18 protein-coding genes and 3 tRNA genes are annotated in these 21,408 nt (G+C 62.3%); 7 read left to right on the top strand and 14 right to left on the bottom strand.

Features of this window, described 5'->3' with window-relative positions:
- Positions 1 to 84: 84 nt before the first annotated feature.
- The 6 genes from EMB92_RS09970 to EMB92_RS09945 form a co-directional block, all read right to left on the bottom strand.
- A complete protein-coding gene (locus EMB92_RS09970; RefSeq protein ID WP_150394747.1) occupies positions 85 to 1,011 on the bottom strand; it encodes a carbohydrate ABC transporter permease in 927 nt (308 codons plus the stop codon).
- The gene (locus tag EMB92_RS09965; protein WP_150394746.1) at positions 1,008 to 1,964 is read right to left on the bottom strand and encodes a carbohydrate ABC transporter permease; all 957 of its coding nucleotides are present in this window, start codon (positions 1,962 to 1,964) and stop codon (positions 1,008 to 1,010) included. The genes EMB92_RS09970 and EMB92_RS09965 overlap by 4 nt, the downstream gene beginning before the upstream one ends.
- 189 nt (positions 1,965 to 2,153) lie before the next feature.
- Complete coding sequence (locus EMB92_RS09960; protein ID WP_150394745.1) at positions 2,154 to 3,470, bottom strand: ABC transporter substrate-binding protein; 1,317 nt, start codon at positions 3,468 to 3,470, stop codon at positions 2,154 to 2,156.
- Positions 3,471 to 3,728: 258 nt separating this feature from the next.
- Complete coding sequence (locus EMB92_RS09955; protein ID WP_150394744.1) at positions 3,729 to 4,766, bottom strand: glycoside hydrolase family 43 protein; 1,038 nt, start codon at positions 4,764 to 4,766, stop codon at positions 3,729 to 3,731.
- A 161-nt stretch (positions 4,767 to 4,927) separates the two neighbouring features.
- The gene (locus tag EMB92_RS09950) at positions 4,928 to 5,986 is read right to left on the bottom strand and encodes a LacI family DNA-binding transcriptional regulator (protein WP_150394743.1); all 1,059 of its coding nucleotides are present in this window, start codon (positions 5,984 to 5,986) and stop codon (positions 4,928 to 4,930) included.
- A gap of 113 nt (positions 5,987 to 6,099) precedes the next feature.
- A complete protein-coding gene (locus EMB92_RS09945) occupies positions 6,100 to 8,250 on the bottom strand; it encodes a family 43 glycosylhydrolase (protein ID WP_150394742.1) in 2,151 nt (716 codons plus the stop codon).
- Between the two features lie 154 nt (positions 8,251 to 8,404).
- Here EMB92_RS09945 and EMB92_RS09940 point away from each other — a divergent pair, with 154 nt between their 5' ends.
- On the top strand, positions 8,405 to 10,012 hold the full coding sequence (locus EMB92_RS09940) for a glycoside hydrolase family 43 protein (RefSeq protein WP_150394741.1): 1,608 nt from the start codon (positions 8,405 to 8,407) through the stop codon (positions 10,010 to 10,012).
- A gap of 29 nt (positions 10,013 to 10,041) precedes the next feature.
- Positions 10,042 to 11,670 carry a glycoside hydrolase family 43 protein gene (locus tag EMB92_RS09935; RefSeq protein ID WP_150394740.1) on the top strand — a complete coding sequence of 543 codons (1,629 nt, stop codon included), beginning with the start codon at positions 10,042 to 10,044 and terminating at the stop codon, positions 11,668 to 11,670.
- Between the two features lie 102 nt (positions 11,671 to 11,772).
- Here EMB92_RS09935 and EMB92_RS09930 read toward each other — a convergent pair whose 3' ends face one another.
- From EMB92_RS09930 to rpsF, 7 genes are all read right to left on the bottom strand, one after another.
- Positions 11,773 to 12,504: an MIP/aquaporin family protein gene (locus EMB92_RS09930; protein WP_043167238.1), complete on the bottom strand. Its 732-nt coding sequence runs from the start codon at positions 12,502 to 12,504 to the stop codon at positions 11,773 to 11,775.
- 748 nt (positions 12,505 to 13,252) lie between these two features.
- Positions 13,253 to 13,326: transfer RNA gene (locus tag EMB92_RS09925), tRNA-Lys, on the bottom strand.
- A gap of 348 nt (positions 13,327 to 13,674) precedes the next feature.
- A tRNA-Lys gene (locus tag EMB92_RS09920) sits at positions 13,675 to 13,748 on the bottom strand.
- Positions 13,749 to 14,375: 627 nt separating this feature from the next.
- Complete coding sequence (rplI, locus tag EMB92_RS09915; RefSeq protein ID WP_107043822.1) at positions 14,376 to 14,822, bottom strand: 50S ribosomal protein L9; 447 nt, start codon at positions 14,820 to 14,822, stop codon at positions 14,376 to 14,378.
- 17 nt (positions 14,823 to 14,839) lie between these two features.
- Positions 14,840 to 15,088 (bottom strand): 30S ribosomal protein S18, encoded by a 249-nt coding sequence (gene rpsR, locus EMB92_RS09910; RefSeq protein WP_093961239.1) that lies wholly within the window; start codon positions 15,086 to 15,088, stop codon positions 14,840 to 14,842.
- Positions 15,089 to 15,210: 122 nt separating this feature from the next.
- On the bottom strand, positions 15,211 to 15,885 hold the full coding sequence (locus EMB92_RS09905) for a single-stranded DNA-binding protein (RefSeq protein WP_107043823.1): 675 nt from the start codon (positions 15,883 to 15,885) through the stop codon (positions 15,211 to 15,213).
- A gap of 54 nt (positions 15,886 to 15,939) precedes the next feature.
- Positions 15,940 to 16,236 (bottom strand): 30S ribosomal protein S6, encoded by a 297-nt coding sequence (rpsF, locus tag EMB92_RS09900; protein WP_043167353.1) that lies wholly within the window; start codon positions 16,234 to 16,236, stop codon positions 15,940 to 15,942.
- A gap of 282 nt (positions 16,237 to 16,518) precedes the next feature.
- Here rpsF and EMB92_RS09895 point away from each other — a divergent pair, with 282 nt between their 5' ends.
- Together EMB92_RS09895 and EMB92_RS09890 are read left to right on the top strand one after the other, a co-directional pair.
- Positions 16,519 to 17,532 carry a ribose-phosphate diphosphokinase gene (locus EMB92_RS09895; RefSeq protein ID WP_150394739.1) on the top strand — a complete coding sequence of 338 codons (1,014 nt, stop codon included), beginning with the start codon at positions 16,519 to 16,521 and terminating at the stop codon, positions 17,530 to 17,532.
- A gap of 12 nt (positions 17,533 to 17,544) precedes the next feature.
- Entirely contained in the window at positions 17,545 to 18,759 is a 1,215-nt protein-coding gene (locus EMB92_RS09890; protein ID WP_223847690.1) for a MalY/PatB family protein, read from the top strand.
- Positions 18,760 to 18,937: 178 nt separating this feature from the next.
- Here the strand turns inward: EMB92_RS09890 and EMB92_RS09885 are convergent, their stop codons facing one another.
- On the bottom strand, positions 18,938 to 19,282 hold the full coding sequence (locus EMB92_RS09885) for a hypothetical protein (RefSeq protein WP_150394738.1): 345 nt from the start codon (positions 19,280 to 19,282) through the stop codon (positions 18,938 to 18,940).
- 229 nt (positions 19,283 to 19,511) lie between these two features.
- Here EMB92_RS09885 and EMB92_RS11950 point away from each other — a divergent pair, with 229 nt between their 5' ends.
- The 3 genes from EMB92_RS11950 to EMB92_RS09870 all read left to right on the top strand — a co-directional run bounded on the left by EMB92_RS11950 (position 19,512) and on the right by EMB92_RS09870 (position 21,405).
- Positions 19,512 to 20,342 carry a hypothetical protein gene (locus EMB92_RS11950; RefSeq protein ID WP_150394737.1) on the top strand — a complete coding sequence of 277 codons (831 nt, stop codon included), beginning with the start codon at positions 19,512 to 19,514 and terminating at the stop codon, positions 20,340 to 20,342.
- An 85-nt stretch (positions 20,343 to 20,427) separates the two neighbouring features.
- A tRNA-Lys gene (locus EMB92_RS09875) sits at positions 20,428 to 20,503 on the top strand.
- 662 nt (positions 20,504 to 21,165) lie between these two features.
- Positions 21,166 to 21,405, top strand: coding sequence for a transposase (locus EMB92_RS09870; protein ID WP_223847702.1), 240 nt, complete (start codon positions 21,166 to 21,168; stop codon positions 21,403 to 21,405).
- The last annotated feature ends 3 nt before the right edge of the window (positions 21,406 to 21,408 follow it).

Genomic DNA, 21,408 nt, shown 5'->3' with positions numbered 1-21,408 from the left:
GAGGAGCTGCGGTACGGCACCCGGTGGAGATATCGCGTACGGCCGAGGAAGAAGAAGGGAAACAACCGACGCGATACGGATTGGTTACTTCATGCCGGTCATCGCGATGCCTTCGACGAAGCGCTTCTGCACGAAGAAGAACACGATGAGCAGCGGCAGGGCGGAGATCAGTGCGCCGGCCATGACCACGCCGTACGGCGTTACGGAGGATCCGTGGCCGGTCAGCATCGCGAGGCCTGCGGTGATGGTGCGGGTCTCCGGCTTGGAGGTCATGATCAACGGCCAGAGCAGGTCGTTCCAGTTGCCCATGAAGTTGAACATGCCCACGGTCAGGATCGCCGGCATGGCGTTCGGCAGGATGATCTGCGTGAAGATGCGGAACTCACCGGCACCGTCGATGCGCGCCGCGTTGTCGAGATCCTTCGGAATGGAGATGAAGAACTGGCGTAGCAGGAAGATGCCGCCGACATCGGCCATACGCGGGATGATGATGCCGAGGTAGCTGTTGACCAGACCCATCGAGCCGAGAAGCTTGTAGACGGGGATGAGCAGGGCCATGCCCGGGATCATCATCGTGGCGATGAGCACGGCGAGGAGGATGCCACGGCCCTTGAAGTCGACGCGGGACAGGCCGTAGGCGGCGAGCGAGTCGAAGAACACGGAGATGATCGTCACGGCGCCGGCGAACACGACGGTGTTGAGCAGCTCGCGGCCGATCGGCAGACGCTGGAACAGGCTGGTGTAGTTCTCAAGGGTCCACGCGCTCGGGATGACCTTCGGCGGCCACGTCTGGGTGACTGCGTTCGGCGTGAACGAGACGATCACGACGATGATCAGCGGGAAGATCATGAGGAACGTCACCAGGATCAGGGCGATGTAGCTCAGGGTCAGGCTGATGTTGCGCTTGGTGCGCGCCTTCCTGCGCAGCTTCTCGTTTTCGGCGTTGATGCGCGCGTTGGCGGCTTCCTGCTCCGCGGTCAGTCTCACGGAGGTTGCGGCTGCGGTGCTCATGCGATCTCCTCCTTCTCATGCTTGTTGTTGGTGTACAGCTGAACGAGACCCACGATGAGGGTCATGATGAGCAGCACGTACGACAGTGCCGATGCGTAGCCGAGCTTGCCGTTGCCGAACGCCTCGGTGTAGATGCGGTACACGATGGTCTCGGTGGATCGCGCCGGACCACCGGAGGTGAGGATGAAGACCTGATCGAAGACCTGGAAGGAGCCGATGAGGCCGAAGATGACGACGTAGTTGAAGGTCGGGCGAAGAGCCGGCAGGGTGATGTAGCGGAACTTCTGCCATGCGCTCGCGCCGTCGAGGGATGCGGCCTCGTACAGTTCGGCGGAGATGCCCTGCAGACCGGCGAGGAAGATGACCATGAAGTAGCCGAAGATCTTCCACACGGTGATGAAGACGATGGTGGCCATCGACGTCTCGCGGGTGCCGAGCAGATCGATGTGCTCGGGACCGCCGAGCAGCGAGATCCAGTACGGGACGAGACCGAGGGACGGCGAGAGGATGAACTGCCATGCGATGGCGGCGACGGTCAGCGAGATGACGAACGGCAGGAACATGCAGGTGCGGAAGAATCCGACGAACTTGAGGTCCTTGCGGTTGAGCAGCAGTGCGAACGCAAGCGCGACGATCACGACGATCGGGGCGTACAGCACGGCGTATACGAGGGTGTTCCTGACGTCGGTCCAGAAGTCACGGCTCTGGAACAGCGTGATGTAGTTCTGGAAGCCGATGAACTTGGCTGGACGTCGGGCGTTGGAATTGATGCGGCCGTTGGTCAGCGACGTGATGAACGTCTGGACGGCCGGATAGAAGACGAAGATCGCGAGGACGATGAGCGCCGGCGCGGTGAACAGGATGCCGGTGCGCAGGTTGCGCATCTGGATGGCCTTCCGGTTCTCCTTGGCGACCTGATGTGCTTCGCTTCGCGGCGAAGTTGCTGTGGTCATTTTGCTCCTCCAAAAGGACACGTGGATTGGGCGATGGGGATGTTCCGCCTCCCCCTTCCCCATGCACTTTGCGTCCGTGCGGAACATGGGGAGGCGGAACGTGGGCTGCTTTTCGGGATGATCGGCGGCTGGTCCGCGGGAGTCAGGACCGCGGATCAGCCGACCGGATCAGTCGTCCGGGTGAGCCGATCAGTTGTCGGCGTACTCGTCGAGGTAGCCCTGGATGGAGGTCTCTGCCTGATCGAGCAGACCCTGAATGTCATCGTCGGTGCGGACGGTGTTCTGGGTCAGGGTGTCGAGCGAGGCGGCGATGTCACCGAAGCCGCCCTTGAGACCGGCGATGCCGATGTAGGAGTTGTCGGTGTACTGCGCGATCTTCGCGATCAGCGGGCGCTCGGACAGCTCATCCTCGGTGACGGTGCTGTTGTTCGGCGGGTAGGCGGAGCCGAGGGACCACTTCACCTGGTTGTCGTGGTTGTTGTAGAACTTGAAGAACTCGTAGATGCCGGGTAGCTTCTCGGAGTCGCCGACCTGCGAGGTGACCCACCAGTACAGGCCGGTGGAGCCGGTGTTGGAGCCGGTCTTGCCGTCGGAGTACTTGTACGTGCCGTCACCGTCCGGAACGGCGAAGGTGTCGTGGTTGATGCCCTTGTCGGTGGCGGCCTGGTCCTCCCACGGGCCGACGATCACCATCGCGGACTGGCCGGATTCGAAGGATTCGCGGGCGGCGGTGTCGTCCAGACCGGACAGGGCGTAGCCACCCTTGTAGAAGGCGCGCATCTTCTCGAGGAAGGCCTTGTTCTCCTTGGAGTTGATGGAGACCTTGCCATCGGTGGTGTACAGACCGGTGCCGTTGCCCTTCATGAAGGCGGCCCATCCGGAGTCGGCCATCGCGAGACCGTACTGGGAGCCGTCGGACTTGGTGAGCTTCTTGGCGACCTCGAGCATCTGATCCCACGTGGTCGGGATGTCGGCGTCGGTCAGGCCGGCTGCCTTCCACATGTCGGTGTTGTACCACACGGAGGTCGGCGCGTAGCCCATCGGGACGGCGCACTTCTCCTCGGATCCGTCGATGTTGAAGGTGACCTGCTTGACGACGTTGTCGAGGTACTCGTCGGTGCCGTTGTCCTTGTCGTCATAGAAGTCGGTGACGCACTGGAAGGTGCCGTCGATGGACCAGCCCTGGCCGTTGTCGGCGCCGGTGGTCACGAAGTCGGGGCCGTCACCGGTGGTGACCTTGGTGACCATCGTCTCGCCGATGGTGCTCCACGGCTGCAGCTGGGCGTCGATCTCGTACTTGTCCTGGGACTTGTTGAAGTCGTCGACGATGGATTCCAGCGTCTTGCCGTCGGCCTCGGAGAAGCCATGCCACATGGTGATCTTCACCTTGCCGTCGGCCGTCTTCTGCACATCGCCGCCGTTGCTGCTGGAACCGCAGCCGGCCAGCGCCATGCCGGCCGCCAGCACGGCCGCCGTGGCCGCGATGAGGTTCTTCTTGATCTTCATTGGATTTCCTCCTTGGTTCTCTTGGTTTCCCGAGAATCTTGTGTTGTGCGCGGGGCCCGCGCCCTGACGAATCCCTGATGGTTCCCGCCTTACCGGGCGAATAGGTGCACGCCTCGTCAACATCTCTGTTTCGGACTTGCTTTTTGTCGAGCCGCAGCGCTCATTTACAACGTTGGAATTGATTATAACGCCATTTCTATCGTTGTACAACTGCGTGACACACCGATGGAATTGGCGGATTGTGGATTATAGACAGCCCTACGCGGCCTGCACCGGAATCTCCTCGACCCGGGTGCCGGCGCGCGGTCCGCCGTCGGGCGGCAGGACATCGGTCGTGACGGGGGTCCAGAGATTGTCCGGCTCGGGGACTCCGAAGTTGGGGGTTCCGTCCGCGTTCCAGCGCACCACGCCGACGCGGGCGTGACGGTTCGGATCGAAGAGCGGATCGCCCTTGATATCGGTGTAGTTGCGGGCATGGTAGATCATCAGATCCTCGGAGTCGTCCTCGGACTTGGTGAATGAGTTATGGCCGGGGCCGTACTGGCCGTTCTCGGCGCAGGTCCTGAACACCGGCACCGGGCTCTTGGTCCAGCTCGCCGGATCCATGAGATCCGAGCCGCGCTGTGCGGTCAGCAGACCCACGGCATACGGCACGCCGGTGCCGGACGCGGAGTACGTCAGGTAGATCCCGTCCTCATGGAACAGGAACGCCGGCCCCTCGTTGACGAGGAAGTCGATGCACTCCCAGTCGTACTCGGGTTTGGAGAGCATCACCGGATCTGCGGCCAGCGTCCAGGGGTTGGACATCGGGGCGATGTACAGGTTGGAGTTGCCGGGGATGGCGTAGTCCTTCTGCGCCCAGACGAGGTACTGCACACCGTCGATCACCTCGGTGGTGGCGTCAAGCGAGAACGAGTCCATCGGCGTGGCGATCTGCCCCTTCTCCACCCAGTTGTCGGAGGTCGGGTCGTCGTCGGTGTTCTCCAGCACGAACATGCGATGCGTGGGCATGCCGTTCGGTTCGAACTCATGCTCCGCGCCGGCGAAGTAGATGTACCATACGCCGTTCACGCGATGCAGTTCGGGAGCCCAGATGTACTTGCTGCACGCTCCGGACTCGTGCTTGCGCCAGACCACGGTCTCCGGGGCCTGCTGCAAGCCGTTGATCGTCGAGGCGTGACGGATGGCGATGCAGTTGTATTCGGGATCGGAGCCGGTGAAATAGTATTCGCCGTCGACCTTGACCACCCACGGATCCGCACGCTGGAGCACGATCGGATTGTTGTAAACAGTCATTGTTTCTTCCTTCCGCAATCCAAGTGGCTCAGTGTTTACATCGTTGAATATATCAGATGTACAACGATGTAACAACTCGGCGTTTCTAACGATGTAAAGCCAATTTGAGGGCGGGCGCAGAACACCGGAGTCCTGCGCCGGAGAACCGGTGTCGCGAGGCGCTACATTCTGCGGGTGGAGTTGCGCACGACCAGAGAGGACGACACCTTGCGGAACACGGGCGCGGTCGACGCATCATCCAACGGAGGCAGCCCGTCGATGCGGTTCTTGAGCACGCGCACCGACAGACGCGCCACGGCCTCGAGATTCGGCGCGATGGAGGTCAGCGACGGCGACAGGTACTGGGAATCGTCCGAATTGTCGAAGCCGATCACCGAAATATCCTCGGGAATGCGCAGATCGTGCATCTGGATCGAATGCATGACGCCGGAGGCGAGCATGTCGTTGAGGGCCACCACGCCATCCGGACGCACACCGGAGTCGAGCAGGGCGTTCATCGCGTTCACGCCGTCGACACGATGCCACATCTTCATCGGCACCACCAGAGAGGGGTCGAACGGCACGCCGGCCTCCTCCAGCGCCTCGCGATAGCCTCGGAATCGCAGGGCGGCCGAACCGACCTCCTCCCCCTCATGCACGCCGACCACGGCCACGCGCCTGCACCCGCTCTGCAGCAGATACGAGGTGGCGTGCTTGGCACCCTCCACGTTTTCGGTGGCGATGTGATCGACCTTATCGGTGAAGATGCGCTCGCCGATCAGCACCAGAGGATAATCCACGTCAACCTCGGCGGCATCATCCGGACCGAGCTCCAGCGGGGAGTAGATCAGCCCGTCCACCATCGCCGTCTGCGAACCATGCAGGGCGTCCAGCTCGCCCTCGCGCGAATACAGCGTCGGCTCGACGATCACGCGCAGACCGACCTTCTTCGCCTCGGTGATGACCAGCGACGACAACTGCGCGAAATACGGCAGCTGCAGGTCGGGAATCGCAAGCGCGATGATGCCGGAACGGCCGCGACGCAGATTGCGCGCGGACACGTTCATGACATAGCCGAGTTCGTCGATGGCCCGGTGCACCTTCTGACGCGTCGCATCAGAGACGAATTGATAGTCGTTGACCACATTCGACACGGTCTTGATGGACACACCGGCGGCCTTGGCGACCTCGCGCATGGTGACGACGTGATCGCCGCCCTTTGCGGATGTTTTCTTGACCATGGAAAATCCTCAATATTCTGTTCTCGATGATGACGGATGCTCGTCATGCCTTGTACTGCCCATGTCCGGCGGATCGGAGGGCCGAAAAACAGACCCCACGCCGCATGGCGGCCTTACCGCACGGCGATTTCCATCGTTATATCAGCATAGACCGGGCTCAATTCCTCGTCTCGCTGCATGTCGAGGATCGGCATGCCCTCGTTCGACCAATGGACGCGGCGCACCTGTGCATCCCGTCCGCCGTATCTCCCGTTCTCATACTCCGCGTTGTGGAACACGTAGATGAGGTTGCCGTCCTCGTCATGCGACCACATGCCATGCCCGGTCCCCAACTGCCATTCACCGTTGTAGATGCCGGATTTCTGCAGCGGATAATCGAGCTTCGTCCATGAGGCCGGATCGGTCAGATCGGCGCGCACGCCCGCCGGAGCCGTCACCAGTCCGGTGGTGTAGTCGATGCCTACGGCCGAACCGGAGTAGATCAGGAAGATCCTCCCCTCATGCACGAACGCGTTCGGCCCTTCGGCGATCATGTTGTCCCAGGCGAATTCCGGCACGACGATCTGCGTCGGCTCACCGGTCAGGCGAGCCGGACGGGACGGATCGAACGGGGCGATCCACACGCTGCCCACCTGTTGCCACGCGTAGTACCAGCGACCGGAGTCGACGATCACGGTCATGTCCAGCGAAATGCGCTCCACCGGGTTGAGGCCCCTCTCCCCGATACCGAGAATCGGTTCGGGCACGGTCCAATTGCCCGGCTCGCGCGGATCGAGATCACGTCCGTCGGCATCCCGCTTGAGCTGCATGATATGGCATCGACCGGTCCACATGTCCGGCTTGCCCGCACGATCGTTCGCACTGCCGTCGGGATTGGTCTGCTCTCCGTCAAAGCATGGCATGAACAGGATGGACAACCTTCCGCCGATCACATGCAGTTCCGGCGCCCAGAAGCAGCCGGTCATCGCACGCCCCTCCGAGTTGAGATCACCGCACCTGAGCAGGTCGTCCTCACGTTCCCTGCCGCCGTTCTCATCCGCCAAATCCGCGATGCACGATGCCGCCCGCAACGGCATATGCGTCGCCCCGTCATTCGGATCGACACAGTTGCCGTCGGTATCGTCTGTGGCGATGAACAGGAACATCGGCTCGCCGTTGAAGTTCCACGCGAACACCGACGGATCGGCGCGCTCGACGGCAAATGGCACCGGATAGACGGGCTGACGGACGACGCCGCGAATGCTGCGACGCTCGCCGGCACGCAGTCGACCGGTCTCGGCATCGTCGACGAGTGCCTCGAGCTGTGCGGCGTCCCAATCGACGGCACGCATGGCCGTGGAGCCGTCGGAGTAATGGAGTTTTGCGGTGGTACGGCGTAGCGATCCGATCAGGTCGCGCGCCTCACCGTCACGCAAAGCGGACGAAACGGTCATCTCCTGCACGCTCACGCCGGTGTTGTAGACGCGGCCGAATCGTGCGATGAGCGCGGCCGCCTCCTTCCCGCTTATGGAGATCTCGTTGCCGGGGACGACGTCGGCGATGTCATAATGCGCGGCGGTCGCAGCATCTCGCCCGATCGCGGATGCGTCGCCGATGCCTGCGTCCGACACCTCGATCGGCAACGGTGCGCCGCCCGCCGCGGCGATGATATCGGCACAGGTCGCGCGCATCGGCACGCCATCGTCGTCACGCCAACGGATGACGTATCGCTTGGCGGCGGCATCGTAGGCGACGGACGGGCGATGCACACCTCTATCGGTGTCAAGGCGCACCAAGCCGCGCTGATCATAGGATGTCAGGTCGCGGCTGGTCGCCAGAAGGAACGCGGAGCGTTCGGAGCCGTCCGGGGCTCCACCGCGGGCGGTACGGGTCGCGACGATCGCGAATCGTCCGGTGGATGTGCGGAAAAGATAGGGGTCCTTGAGGCTTTTGAGCTCGATATCCACGCCGGGCATTACCGCACCGTGCGTGACGGCGGCACTGGCCTTGAGTCGCTTCGATTCGCCGGTCCGGGCGACGCCCTCATACGGATCGTCGCCGAACCGCCCGGCCGCGGTGCATGCGCGACGCGAGCGTCGGTCCGCGGCGGCGATCGGCACGCCTGCGGCGAAGAATATGCCGTAGTTCTCGTTGAGCGGCGTCCATGAGCCGTCGATATGCGAGCGCAGCGCCAGGTGCACGCTGAACGCGATGTCCGCGTTGTTCGCTTCTTCGCGCGCCGTGGGGATGCGCGTGTAGCACAGCAGGGAGTAGGAATCGGACATTCCTTGTCCTTTCGATTCGACAAGAAGTTTACATCGATGTATAATATAGACGGATTTACATCGATGTACAAATGCGGCGTTGCCTGATCCATCGCATCGGCATCGCCATGCGCCAACCATCCGGCATGCCCGGCATGCGTTCAAAGGAGGAACCATGACATTCGCAGGTGCACTACGCAAGGCAATCACCACCGGCCTGGCCGCCGCCATGCTCATCGGTACGCTGGCCGGCTGCTCGACCGCCGGCACAACGTCCTCGTCCGACACGGCGTCCTCGTCGTCGTCCGGCTCATCCAAGACAGACGGACAGACCAGCACCGCTACGATCAAGCGCGGCGAATCGCACGACCCGGACATCGTCAAGGCCAATGGCAAGTACTACATCTTCGGATCGCACCTCGCCTGGCTCAAGAGCGACGACCTGATCAACTGGACACCGTTCAAGAACAATCTGAGCACCGACTACGAGACGATCTTCAAGGACATCTGGACCAACTGGTCGAAGCAGTCATCCAACCCGGACGTCAAGGGCAACATGTGGGCGCCCGAAGTGTATTGGAACAAGACGATGAACAAGTGGTGCATGTACATGTCGATCAACGGCGCCAACTACCGTTCGGCGATCGTCCTGCTCACCGCCGACGACATCGAGGGCGACTGGACGTACGTGGGACCGGTGACCTATTCCGGATTCGAGAAGGTGAACGCCGGCAAGACCGACGTGTGGAAGGTCCTCGGCGAAGGCGCGGACCTGACTCGTTACACCTCGCAGACCGACACCGGCATCAACGCGATCGACCCGTACATCTCCGAGGACGACAACGGCGACCTGTGGATGAGCTTCGGCTCCTGGTTCGGCGGCATCTGGATGTTCAGGATCGACCCGAAGACCGGCCTGCGCGACTACGCCACCACCTACCAGACCGTTCCCAATCAGTCCGACGCCTATTACGGCATCAAGATCGCCGGCGGCTTCGGCAACTCCGGCGAGGGCAACGCCATCATCCACGCCAACGACCACTGGTATCTGTTCCTCTCCTACGGCGGTCTGGCGCAGACCGGCGGATACCAGATGCGCGTGTTCCGCTCCGACAAGCTCACCGGACCGTACGTCGACGAGAAGGGCAACACCGCAATCAGCACGCGCGCCATCGGCAACAACTGGCAGAGCGAGAACGGCATTCGCCTGATGAGCTCGATCCAGTGGAGCGGCAATGACAACGCGAACATCGAGGTCGCACAGGGCGGCAACTCACTGCTCACCGACGATGACGGCACCATGTACGTCGTGTACCACAGCCGCTTCTCCGGCACCGGCGAGAAGCACGAGGTACGCGTGCACGAGCTGCTCGGCACCGATGACGGATGGCTCGTCGCCGCGCCGTACGAATACACCGGCACCAAGGCGGCCGACACCAAGTACACGGCCGACGACGTGGCCGGCGACTACGAGTTCGTGATCCACGCGCAGAACACCGTGTTCAAGGGACCGAAGAAGGTCACCGACAAGACCAGCACCGACTATCGCGGCGTCAACAAGCCCGTCGACATCACGCTCGCGGCCGACGGCACGGTCACCGGAGACAAGACCGGCACGTGGAAGCTGGACAAGTCCGACGGCACGGGAGACATGACCATCACGCTCGAGGGCATCGAATACCACGGCGCATTCGACAAGCTGCCGCGAGACAAGGATCGCAAGGACGTGATGACCTTCTCCGTCATCGGCGACAACCTGTGCGCCTGGGGTTCACAGAAGTAAGCAGGACGGGACGAAAGCGAGGAATCCCCATGGAGGAACAGCACATCGCCACGTCGGCCGCCACGTCGACGGTCCCGTCGGGCGCCCCGTCGAGCAACGCGACGCCCGCGCTCATCCACGATCCGGCCATCATCGAGGACCACGGCACGTACTACATCGTCGGCACGCACCGCCAGTTCGCGCGCAGCATCGATCTCGTGCACTGGGAGCCCTTCGAGAACAACCTGAGCCGCGACCCGTACGCCCTGCTCGGCGATATCTGGAAGGACTGGCCGGAGCAGCCCGAGAACCCCGATCTGACCAGCAACACGTGGGCTCCGGACGTGATCTGGAACGAGACCATGCGCAAATGGTGCATGTACCTGTCGGTCAACGGGCACGAGTTCCGGTCGGTCATCGTGCTACTGACGGCCGATCGGCTCGACGGCGACTGGACGTACGTCGGCCCGGTCGTCTACTCCGGCTTCTCCCCAGACACCGTGGATCGCACCGACGTGCCGCGCGTGCTGGGAGAGGCGGCCGCCCACGGCGATCTGAGCCGATACATGTCGCTGAAGGACACGCGGATCAACGCGATCGACGCCGCGCCGATCCGCTGCACGCACGGCGAACTGTGGATGAGCTTCGGCTCATGGTTCGGCGGCATCTGGATGTTCAAGCTCGACCCCGCCACCGGTCTACGCGACTATCGCGTCCGTTATCCGCTCGTACACGACGCCTCCGACCCGTACTACGGCGTCAAGGTGGCCGGCGGCTACTGGAATTCGGGTGAAGGCTCGTATTTCGTCCGGCACGACGGCTGGTGGTACCTGTTCATGTCGTACGGTTGGCTCGGCCGGACCGGAGGCTATCAGGTGCGGCTGTTCCGCTCACGGAACCTCATCGGCCCGTACGTCGATCAGAACGGCAATCCGGCGATCTCCAACGGCGAGATCCCCGACAATCACGAGAAGGACACGGGCATCCGCCTCACCTCCTCGGTCGAATGGGGATTCTCCCCCGCGCACGAGCGCGACATCGAGGCGTCGCAAGGGCACAATTCGGTGCTCACGCGCAGCAGCGACGGCAGACTGTTCCTCGTCTACCACACGCGCTTCGTCGGGCGCGACGACGGCGAATACGAGTCGCACATCCGCGAGCTGCTGCCCACCGCGGACGGCTGGCTGACCGCCGCGCCGTTCCTCTATCAGGGCGGGGCCGCCGTCGCGCCGCAGATGCACGCCGACTGCGGCCCCGCCCTCACGTCCCACCCGTCGGCGCGCGCCGGACGATACGAGCTGGTGCGTCACGACCCGCACACCTTCTTCAACGGCATCCATACCGATGACGGCGCGTATTTCGGCGTCAATCGCCCGGAGTCCATCACGCTGGAGGCGGACGGCAGGGTGACCAGTGGCGAGGCGATCGACTTCTTCGACACCCCGGATGCGAACCTGCCGCGGTCCACCGACGGCCCGGTCACCCGCGGATCATGGCGACTGATCGGCGAGACCCCGGCCGGTGTACGCTGCTGCGCCAGCGACATGGCCATCACCATCGACGGCGTGACCTATACGGGCGTGTTCGCCGTACTGCCCGACGAACGCGACCACACGCCCACGCTGACGTTCTCCGCCATCGGAGGCAACCAGTCGATCTGGGGCGCGAGGGTGGCGTAGCCGGGCGATACAGCAGCAATGGGAAGGGCTCCGGTCCCACTTACGGGGATCGGAGCCCTTCCCATTGCTGCTGCGATGAGATCAGGATCTTCGCACTGGCGATCAGCCGAAGAACATGGTGAACAGCCAGCAGCCGATGATCGCGCCGACGATCGGGGCGACGACCGGGATCCACGCCTCACCCCAACGCGAGGAGCCCTTGGACGGAATCGGCAGGATGGCGTGCAGCACTCGCGGCATGAGGTCGCGGGCCGGGTTCAGGCCAGGGCCGGTCGGGCCGCCCATGGAGGTCACGAGGCCCCACACGATGAAGCCGACGACGATCGCGGCCGCGGCCGGATCCTTCTCGCCCCACGGGTCCAGCAGGCAGCACAGCGCGCCGAAGACCAGCACGAGCGTGCCGAACATCTCGTTGAGGAAGTAGTTGACCTTCTTGTCATCCGCATCGCTGGTGCAGAAGGTGGCGAAGATGGCGTCCGCATCCTCGGTCTCCTTGTAGTGCGGGTAGTAGGTCAGGTAGACGATGAACTGGCCGAGAGCGGCGCCCAGCAGCTGGGCGACGATGTACGGCATCACGTCGCTCCACGGGAACAGGCCGTTGACGGCCTGTGCGATGGTCATAGCCGGGTTGATGTGCGCGCCGGAGATCGCACCGAACATGAGCACCGGGAACATCACACCGAAGCCGTAGCCCATGGCGATGTTGAGCCAACCGGCGTGATGGCCCTTGGTGTTCTTGAGCTCGACGTTGGCCACGGAGCCGTTGCCGAAGATCATCAGGATGGCGGTGCCGAAGAACTCGGCGGCCAATTTGGTCATGAGGGAGTATTCCACTGCTCTTCTTTTCCTCTTGTGTCGTGATTGCGGTACAGCGCATTGGTAAGACGACAATGCGACGGAGACGCAACATGCGTCAGGCAAACGACCTAAGTGTACGCCGAGGGCTGAACCGAGCCCTCCCTTCCGAAACGCTGCAATCGCTACTTCCGACTGGGTTCCGCAGGTTTCCGGTGGCTGCGATTCGCCACGACAAGAGTGGATATGGCAGTTGCCATGACGAAGATGTCCGTCAGGGGAAGGTGCGGGAAACAAATGGCCAACGCGATGGACGAACCAATCATTACGGTCAGAAGGATCATAATGACGGCAGTGGGCCGGTACGGTCTAGCCCAGGACACAACAATGCTGACGACGCATGCGATGCTGTTCACCACCGCAGTCAAGAGCACGGATCGCATATGCGGCGCCATTCTGAATGCCAGAAGGACGTATACGAGGACTATGGCAAGGCCCCAAACCAAGCGAACGCCTACATCGCATCGAAAAGCTCGTCCTAGTTCAAGTTTGTTGGCCAAAGGGTCACCACAAGCATCCCAAGCGGAACCAACAATGCTGTTATTACGCGGAACGATTTCACAATATGTGCCTTTCATGTGTCTGAATGGACGCCCCGAACAACAGGCCCTTCCCATGCTAGGGTGAGGTCAATCATTCTCAGAAATGCATGTCATCATTTCTGGGATACCGACAGAGCACACCGCACAACGAAAAAGGCACCGATCTGAAGTCGGTGCCTTGATTGTGCCCCCGCAGGGATTCGAACCCTGGACACGCTGATTAAGAGTCAGCTGCTCTAACCAACTGAGCTACAGGGGCATTGGTTAGACGTTGAAGTGTTCCTTGCAACAGGTGACTAATATACACGACTCTGATTCTGACGCAACCCGCCTCCGCTCCCGCGTGTCGCGCCGTTCGATCCTACAGGATCGGACGTCTCACGCACTCCCGCAGCCCGCAGAACGGTGGACCCTACGGCATCGAACGTTTGGAACCCGCAACGGGGCCACATTTCGTCCAATGCCGTAGGATCCACCGTATTCAAAGCCCCATATGCATCCGGAACGTCCGATACCGCAGGATCCACCGCCATCCGTCCTGCTCGCAGGAATAGTAGGGGTGTATATAAACGAAAAAGGCACTGACCTCAGGTCAGTGCCTTAATTGTGCCCCCGCAGGGATTCGAACCCTGGACACGCTGATTAAGAGTCAGCTGCTCTAACCAACTGAGCTACAGGGGCATTGGTTAGATGTTGAAGTGTTCCTTGCAACAGGTGATTAATATACACGCATTTCACCTGAGCGCAACCTTCGGCGTGTCGCGATTTACACGGCAGGTCCGCGATTATCCGATTCACGGCTCAACGGTGCATATCGGTACAACGAGGGCTCCTAACGAGAGAATCCCGTCACAGCGTAACGACAATCTCTCGCCGAGAAACCGCCCCGCGAGAGATAACCGCCATCAGATGAGATCGATCTCTCATAGAGACCTTTCTGGCGAGAGGTTCCCGTTATAGCCTCACGAAGATATCCCGTCAACAGCCGATCAGTGAGAGGTCACCGCCTATATCCGGCAGCGATCTCTCACTGAAAGCCGCTCAACGAGAGATCGTCATTACGCCATACCTACGATCTCTTGCTTAGAGTCCGCTTAGCGAGAGATTCCTGTCATCCGAGCCACACCACACACCACCTCCCGCACACACCGCACCACCCCGCGCACATACAAGAACCCCGCTGCATCGTGCGCATTAACGCGCGCGGATGCAGCGGGGTTCTCAGTGCTTAAGCTCAGACCTGCAGTCTGATGGGGTCCGGCGATGCCTCGTCGCGACAGGCGCGTGAGAGCGACTCGCCGGAATCAATCACTCGGCGACGACCTTGACGAAGAACTTCGCGGAGATCTCCGGGTGGAGCTGGACCTCAGCCGGGAACTCACCGGTGGTCTTGATGGACTCGACGGTGATGGCCTTCGGATCAACCGGAGCCTTGTCGAGCAGAGCCATCGCGATGGCTTCCTTGGAGATGGAGCCGAACAGCTTGCCGGACTCGGACACCTTGGCGGCGATCTCGACGGCGGAGCCCTCGATGGCAGCCTTGGCGGCGACGGCGTCCTCGCGGGTGGCGACGGCCTTGGCCAGACGGGCGCGCTTCATGGCGACGATCTGGGCCTCGGCACCCTTGTTCCACGCGAAGGCAAGGCCCTGCGGGATGAGGAAGTTGCGGGCGTAACCGGCCTTGACCTCGACGACGTCACCGGAGTGACCGAGGTTGGCAACGGTCTGAGTGAGAATAACCTTGGTATCAGCCATGTTCTTCAGCTCCTAACTCAGCGACCGGACGTGGCGTACGGCAGCAGGGCCATCTCGCGGGCGTTCTTGATCGCCTTCGCGAGCTCACGCTGCTCCTGCACGGTCACACCGGTGATACGACGGGAACGGATCTTGCCGCGATCGGAAATGAACTTGCGCAGCAGCGCGACGTCCTTGTAATCGATCTCGGTGACCTTGGCGGCCTTCAGCGGGTTCGGCTTCTTCTTGAACGGCTTGACCGGCGGTTGCGGCCTCTTGCGTGACATGATGTTCTCCTTATTTACGATGTGATGCTTGGAAGTTTCGGACGCATGGCGCCCTGTGCGTTAAGAATCATTGGCCAGCGCGAATGCGACTGGCTGGATATCGGACCGGACCGGGACCGGGATCAGAACTCGGGATCGTCGTCGGAGCCGCCACCGAAATCGGAGGAGCCGCCGAACGTCGAGAAGCTCGAGCCGGAGCCGGCGTCGCTGCTCCACGGATCGGCCGCGGGAGCCTGGCTCTGCGCCGGAGCGGACGGGGCCTGCGCAGCGGTCTGCTGACCGCCGCCGAAGGAGCCGCCACCCTGGTAGCCGTTGCCGCCGGAATAGCTGGCACCGCCGGAATAGCCGCCGTTGCCGCCGTTGCCGTATCCGCCGTTGTTACCGGCGAATCCGCCATTGCCGCCCTGACGACCCACGAAGCCGCCCTGACCGGACGACTGGCGGGTCACCTGAGCGGTGGCGTACCGCAGGGAGGGGCCGATCTCGTCGATCGTCATCTCCACGACGGTGCGGTTGGAGCCATCCTGCGCCTGATAGGAGCGCTGCTGCAAACGACCCTGCGCGATCACGCGCATGCCCTTGGACAGGGACTGCGCGCAGTGATCGGCGAGGTCACGCCACGCGGAGCAACGCATGAACAGCGCCTGACCGTCCTCGAACTGGCCGGACTGGCGGTTGTACGTGCGCGGCGTCGACGCGATGGTGAAGCTCGCCACGGTCGCGCCGGAACCGATGGTTCGCAGCTCGGGATCCGCGGTGAGATTGCCGATGATGGTGATCGTGGTTTCGCCTGCCATGACGCTACCTTCTTATCCATATCCAGCGCGAACGCTGGGCTAACGCTTTACGCTTTACTTGGCGTCCTTACGAAGGATCTTCGTACGGATCACGGACTCGTTGAGGTTGAGGACACGGTCGAGCTCATCGCTGACAGCGGGCTCGGCGGTGTAGGTCACCACGACGTAGTTGCCTTCGGTCTTACCGGCGATCTCGTAGGCGAGCTTGCGACGGCCCCAGTAATCGGGCTCATCGACAACGGCGCCCTCCTTGGTGACGAGCTCGAGATACTGCTCGGTCAGCTTCTTCAGACCGCGCTCATCCAGCTCAGGATCGGCGATGAACATCAGTTCGTACTTGTGCGCAGACATCACCCACCTCCTTCGGACTATTCGGCCACGGACTTTCCGCGGCAGGAGTGTGCTTACGCGTTACTGTTCCGCGGCCGCGAGGGCCACAAAACACAACTTCACCAAGATAACGCATCGGTGCGACATGAACACACGCGCAACGCCCGCGGGCTTTTCCCAAGGCCCCTAGTACACTGGTGAGAAGCTGTTTCGAGGGCCCGGCGCCATCGCGCCGACCCGATGGCCCGATATAGGCACACTGACATTACGTACGCGGAAAAACACGAAGGACGGAAACGAAACATGTCGTCGCTGCTTGAAGGCACTCCGGACAAACGTATGGCGCTGGTCACCGGCCGCGCATACCCCGAGCTGGCTGATCAGGTCGCCGCGTGCCTCGGCACGAAGGTGCTTGAGACCACGGCCTATGACTTCGCCAATGGCGAGATGTACGTGCGCTTCACCGAACCGGTGCGCGGCGCGGACATTTTCGTGTTGCAATGCCACTCCGGACTGATCAACAAGTGGATCATGGAGCAGCTCATCATGATCGACGCCCTCAAGCGTGCCTCCGCCCGCACGATCACCGTGGTTGCGCCGTTCATGGGCTACTCGCGTCAGGACAAGAAGCATCAGGGACGTGAACCCATCACCGCGCGTCTCATCTACGATCTGTTCCGCACCGCCGGCGCCGACCGCATCATGACGGTCGATCTGCACGCCGCCCAGGAGCAGGGCTTCTTCGACGCGCCCGTCGACCACCTGACCGCCACCCCCGTGCTCATCGACTACGTGCGCAACCACATGCCGCTGGAGAACACCACCGTCGTCTCCCCCGATGCCGGCCGTATCAAGGTGTCCGAGCGCTGGGCCGCGAAGCTCGGCGGCGTTCCGCTCGCGTTCATCCACAAGACGCGCGACATCACGCGCCCGAACCATGCGGTCGCCCACGGCATTATCGGCGACGTGCTCGATCGCGACTGCGTGGTCGTCGACGACATGATCGACACCGCCGGCACGATCTGCGAGGCCGTGCGCGCGCTGCGCGAGGCCGGCGCCCGCTCCGTCACGCTGGTGGCGACGCATGGTCTGCTCTCCGGCCCGGCCGTCGAGCGTCTGTCCAAGTGCGGCGCGAAGGAGATCGTGCTGATGGACACCGTGCCGATCCCCGAGGAGAAGCGACTGCCGAATATGACCGTGCTGTCCGTCGCGCCGCTGCTGGCCGCGGGCATCCGCTCCGTGTTCGAGGAGGGTTCCGTCCAGACGCTGCTGGAGGGCCTGCCGGACGACATGCGTCCGCGCAACATCTACGCATGAGGTGATGAGGGTTTGATCACCACGTTCGATTTCACGACGGTTCCCGAACGTCACGGCCATGACGCATTGGCCGTCGACGCCATCGGGCGGAGGGACGGCATGGCGCCGGGAGCGCCGATGCCCGGATTCGACGCGATTCCGATGTGGGTCGCGGATATGAACTTCGCGACCGCGCCATCCATCACCCGTGCGATCGCGCGTCGACTCGAGCACCCGCTGTTCGGCTATTTCGAGCCGACCGACCGGTACTTCGACGCGATCATCGACTGGCAGGTCCGGCGCAACGACGTGAAGGGGCTCAGGCCCGAACACATCGGGTACGAGAACGGCGTGCTCGGTGGATTGGTGTCGGCGCTGCGCGCGTTCGCCGCGCCGGGTGAGTCGATCCTCGTGCACTCCCCCACGTACATCGGCTTCATGCATGCGATCGAGGGCGCCGGATACCGCATCGAGCACAGCCCGTTGAAGCGCGACGCCGACGGCGTGTGGCGCATGGACTACGAGGACATGGATCGCAGGCTCAAGGCCGGCAACATCCACATCGCCGTGTTCTGCTCGCCGCACAATCCGACCGGCCGCGTGTGGGAACGCGAGGAGATCGAGCGGGCGATGGAGGTGTATCGCGCGAACGAATGCGTGGTCATCTCCGACGAGATCTGGTCGGATCTGATCCTCGACACGCATCACCACATCCCGACGCAGTCGGTGAGCGAGGATGCGCGCAATCGCACGATCGCGTTCTACGCGCCGAGCAAGACGTTCAATCTGGCCGGACTGATCGGCAGTTATCACATCGTCTATGACAGATACCTGCGCGATCGGCTGGAATCGTCCGGCGCACGCACGGGATACAACCATATGAACGTGCTGTCGATGCACGCGCTCATCGGCGCGTACTCGGAGGACGGCGAGGCGTGGCTCGACGAGCTGCTCAAGGTGCTGTCGCACAACCTGCGCACCGGATTCGAGTATTTCGACGCGATCGAAGGCGTGGAGCTCGCACGGCCGCAGGGCACGTACATGCTGTTCCTCGACTGCTCCGGATGGTGCCGGACGCACGGACTGACAATGGACGAGCTGCTCAGACAAGGCTGGGACGTCGGCGTCGCCTGGCAGGACGGCCGCCCGTTCGGCGGATCGCACACGGTCAGGATGAACTTCGCGCTGCCGCTCACGCGCGTCGAGGAGGCGCTCAAGCGACTGGACGAACACGTATTCGTGAGCTGAATCGCGTCCCATCGCGCTTCTCATACAACTCTCAGGAAACGCGCATGAAGTGTTGAAGAAGATGCGGTTATATAGGAATTGCAGTCGAACAGACCGCAACAACTGAACTTCCTTCTTCTCCTTTCTTCTCCTCTCTCGAAAGCCCGGCCCCGATCGGCCGGGCTTTCAGCGTATTCGGTCAGTGCTGCATGCTCTGCATGCTGGTGGTCACCTGTTGTTCGACGCGATCGTAGGCGTTGGAGAGGATCATGTTGCCGGGAACGGTGGTCAGCAGGAACGCCAGCACGGCACCGATCACGGCCACGATCACCCCTTTGATGATCTTCACGACGATCCTGAAGATCACGTACGCGACGGCCGCGCCGACGGCGACGCTCAGCAGCGTGCGCACCTCCTGGGGCAGCGTGCCATACCACACCACGAACCGGTCCACGGCGGACAGGTCGAGATTCGACAGATCGACGTTCCTCAGGTCGATGGCGGAGATGGCGGAGATGGCGGAGGCCAAGGCGGTCGTGTGCATGATTCGTTCCCCTTTCACGGATGTTCACGGATGATGTCTCATCGGACGGCAATTCATGGCAATTCACACGAATGTGATGGCCGAAATCAAACGACAGGGCTATCATATGCGCAAGGTTGGTACGCGCGAGAACGACGGCCTTGGCAATGGAGGAATCGCAGCCCTCGCGCGGGGACGCACGCGGATGGCTCGCAGATCTCACGGATCTCACAGATAAGGGGGACTGATCATGACGTTCACTCAGGAACAGATCGCCTATCTCGAATCGTTGCCGGCCGTCGCGCGCGCCAGTGCGACGCGGATCAGGTACGCCGATGATTTCCGCCGCGCATGCCTCGAACGCTACCGTCACGGCGAAAGCCCGACGGCGCTGTTCCGCGAGGCCGGACTCGACCCGAAACTGGTCGGATACAAGCGCATCGAACGCTGTTTCGCGCGGTGGAAGCGTCAGGAGCTGGAGCAGACGAGCGTGATCGACGGCGGCGATGCGGCTGACGACGGCGAGGTCACTACCGATGGCGGTGTGACGACCGACGGCGATGTCACGACGGACGATCAGGCGGCGAGCGCGACATCCCGCGGAATGACACCCCCCCCCGCTTCAATTCTCGTTCGGGGCCCTTTCGCGAAGGCCGATTTCGACGCTGATCACGACGATTCCGTTCCGAATGAGAACGTTTCGGCGAAGGACACCCGGATCGCCGGCGAGCCTGGCGAGGAGCCGGGTGAACCGGGTGTGAGACCGGGTGAACCGGACGAGGAACCGGGAGAGTCGGACGAACCGGATGAATCGGATGAGTCGAATGAGGAACCGAATGAGGAACCGAACGAAATAGACGAACCGATCGCCGAACCCGTTGACGGACCCGTTCGCGAATCGGCTGATGAATCAGCCGACGAACAACCGGCCGACGAACAACCGGCCGACGAACAACCGGCCGATCCGCGAGACGAGATCATCGCCCGTCAGAAACGGCTCATCGAGGAACTCGAACGTGAGATACGAGAACTGACCCGTGATCACGATCGCGAGCACGAGCATGGCAAGGCAGATGACTGACGCGACCCCACGCCGGTGTCCTGCGCAACGCCGTTTCACTTCATGGCTTGAATTGTCGTGTCACGACGTGTATCTTGGCAATGTTGCCCCTCTAGCTCAACGGTTAGAGCAGCGTCCTTTTAAGTCGTGGGTTGTGGGTTCGAATCCCACGGGGGGCACCACGAACAAGCCTCGAAGCCAATCATTCCAACGGTTTCGAGGCTTTCCCATTTCTATCCCTGATGAATGGCTCGACATGTTCGCTCGCCCCATCTCGTTGTGAACATCCCGCCTACGTTGGATGGCCCGGGACTATGACCGTGGCGGCATCCCGCGCCGCTGGCGCCACCAGGATTTCGGCTGCTGGCGGATTGAGCCGCCATTTGCGCACGCTCCCATGGTCCGTTGTCGGCAGTCTCGCGAGGGACTCAGCGCAGCCAAGGCCGATTCCGTCCCTGAGTCCCGCAAATCCCTGGGACTCAGCGCGATTCCCCACGTTTTTCGCGCTGAGTCCCACGACAACCCCCGCCCGCACCGTCACCGGACCGGAAACGCCCCGTCAACACCGCCATGAAACGGCGGAATTCCAACGATTTCCATTCCACGACCGACAGTCGGCCGCAGGGCAGGGCGTTCAGGCCGTGGGACTCAGCGACGACATCGCCCATAACCGCGCTGAATCCCCCGGATTCGTGGGACTCAGCGCAATTTCCCGCAATTTGCGCGTTGAGTCCCGCGAGACGGGCGGACAAAACGAGCAGGGGACGCAACAAACACGACGGGGAACAGCTCTACCGGGCTTGGTAGCTCAGGGAACTCCTGCGCAACCTACCCAAATACCCCCATCGCGCAGGCCGGGGCCGAATTGAAACACTGGATGTTCCGGGCGTCCCGCTCGCACATCCCCGAGATCGTCGAACTCTCACGCAAGATCAGACACCGCCCCGACAACCTCAGGACGATCGAGCCGGGCCACTCGAACGGAAGGCTCGAGGCGCTCAACAATCGGATCAAGGTCGCCATCCGCATGACCTATGGCTTTCGCCGCGTGAACAACCTCATCGCCCTGATCGCGCTCCGATGAAGC

It is taken from the genome of Bifidobacterium callitrichos (genome assembly GCF_008698085.1).
In the GTDB taxonomy this organism is placed as follows: Bacteria; Actinomycetota; Actinomycetes; order Actinomycetales; family Bifidobacteriaceae; genus Bifidobacterium; species Bifidobacterium callitrichos.
This window is presented reverse-complemented; position numbering and strand designations above follow the sequence as displayed.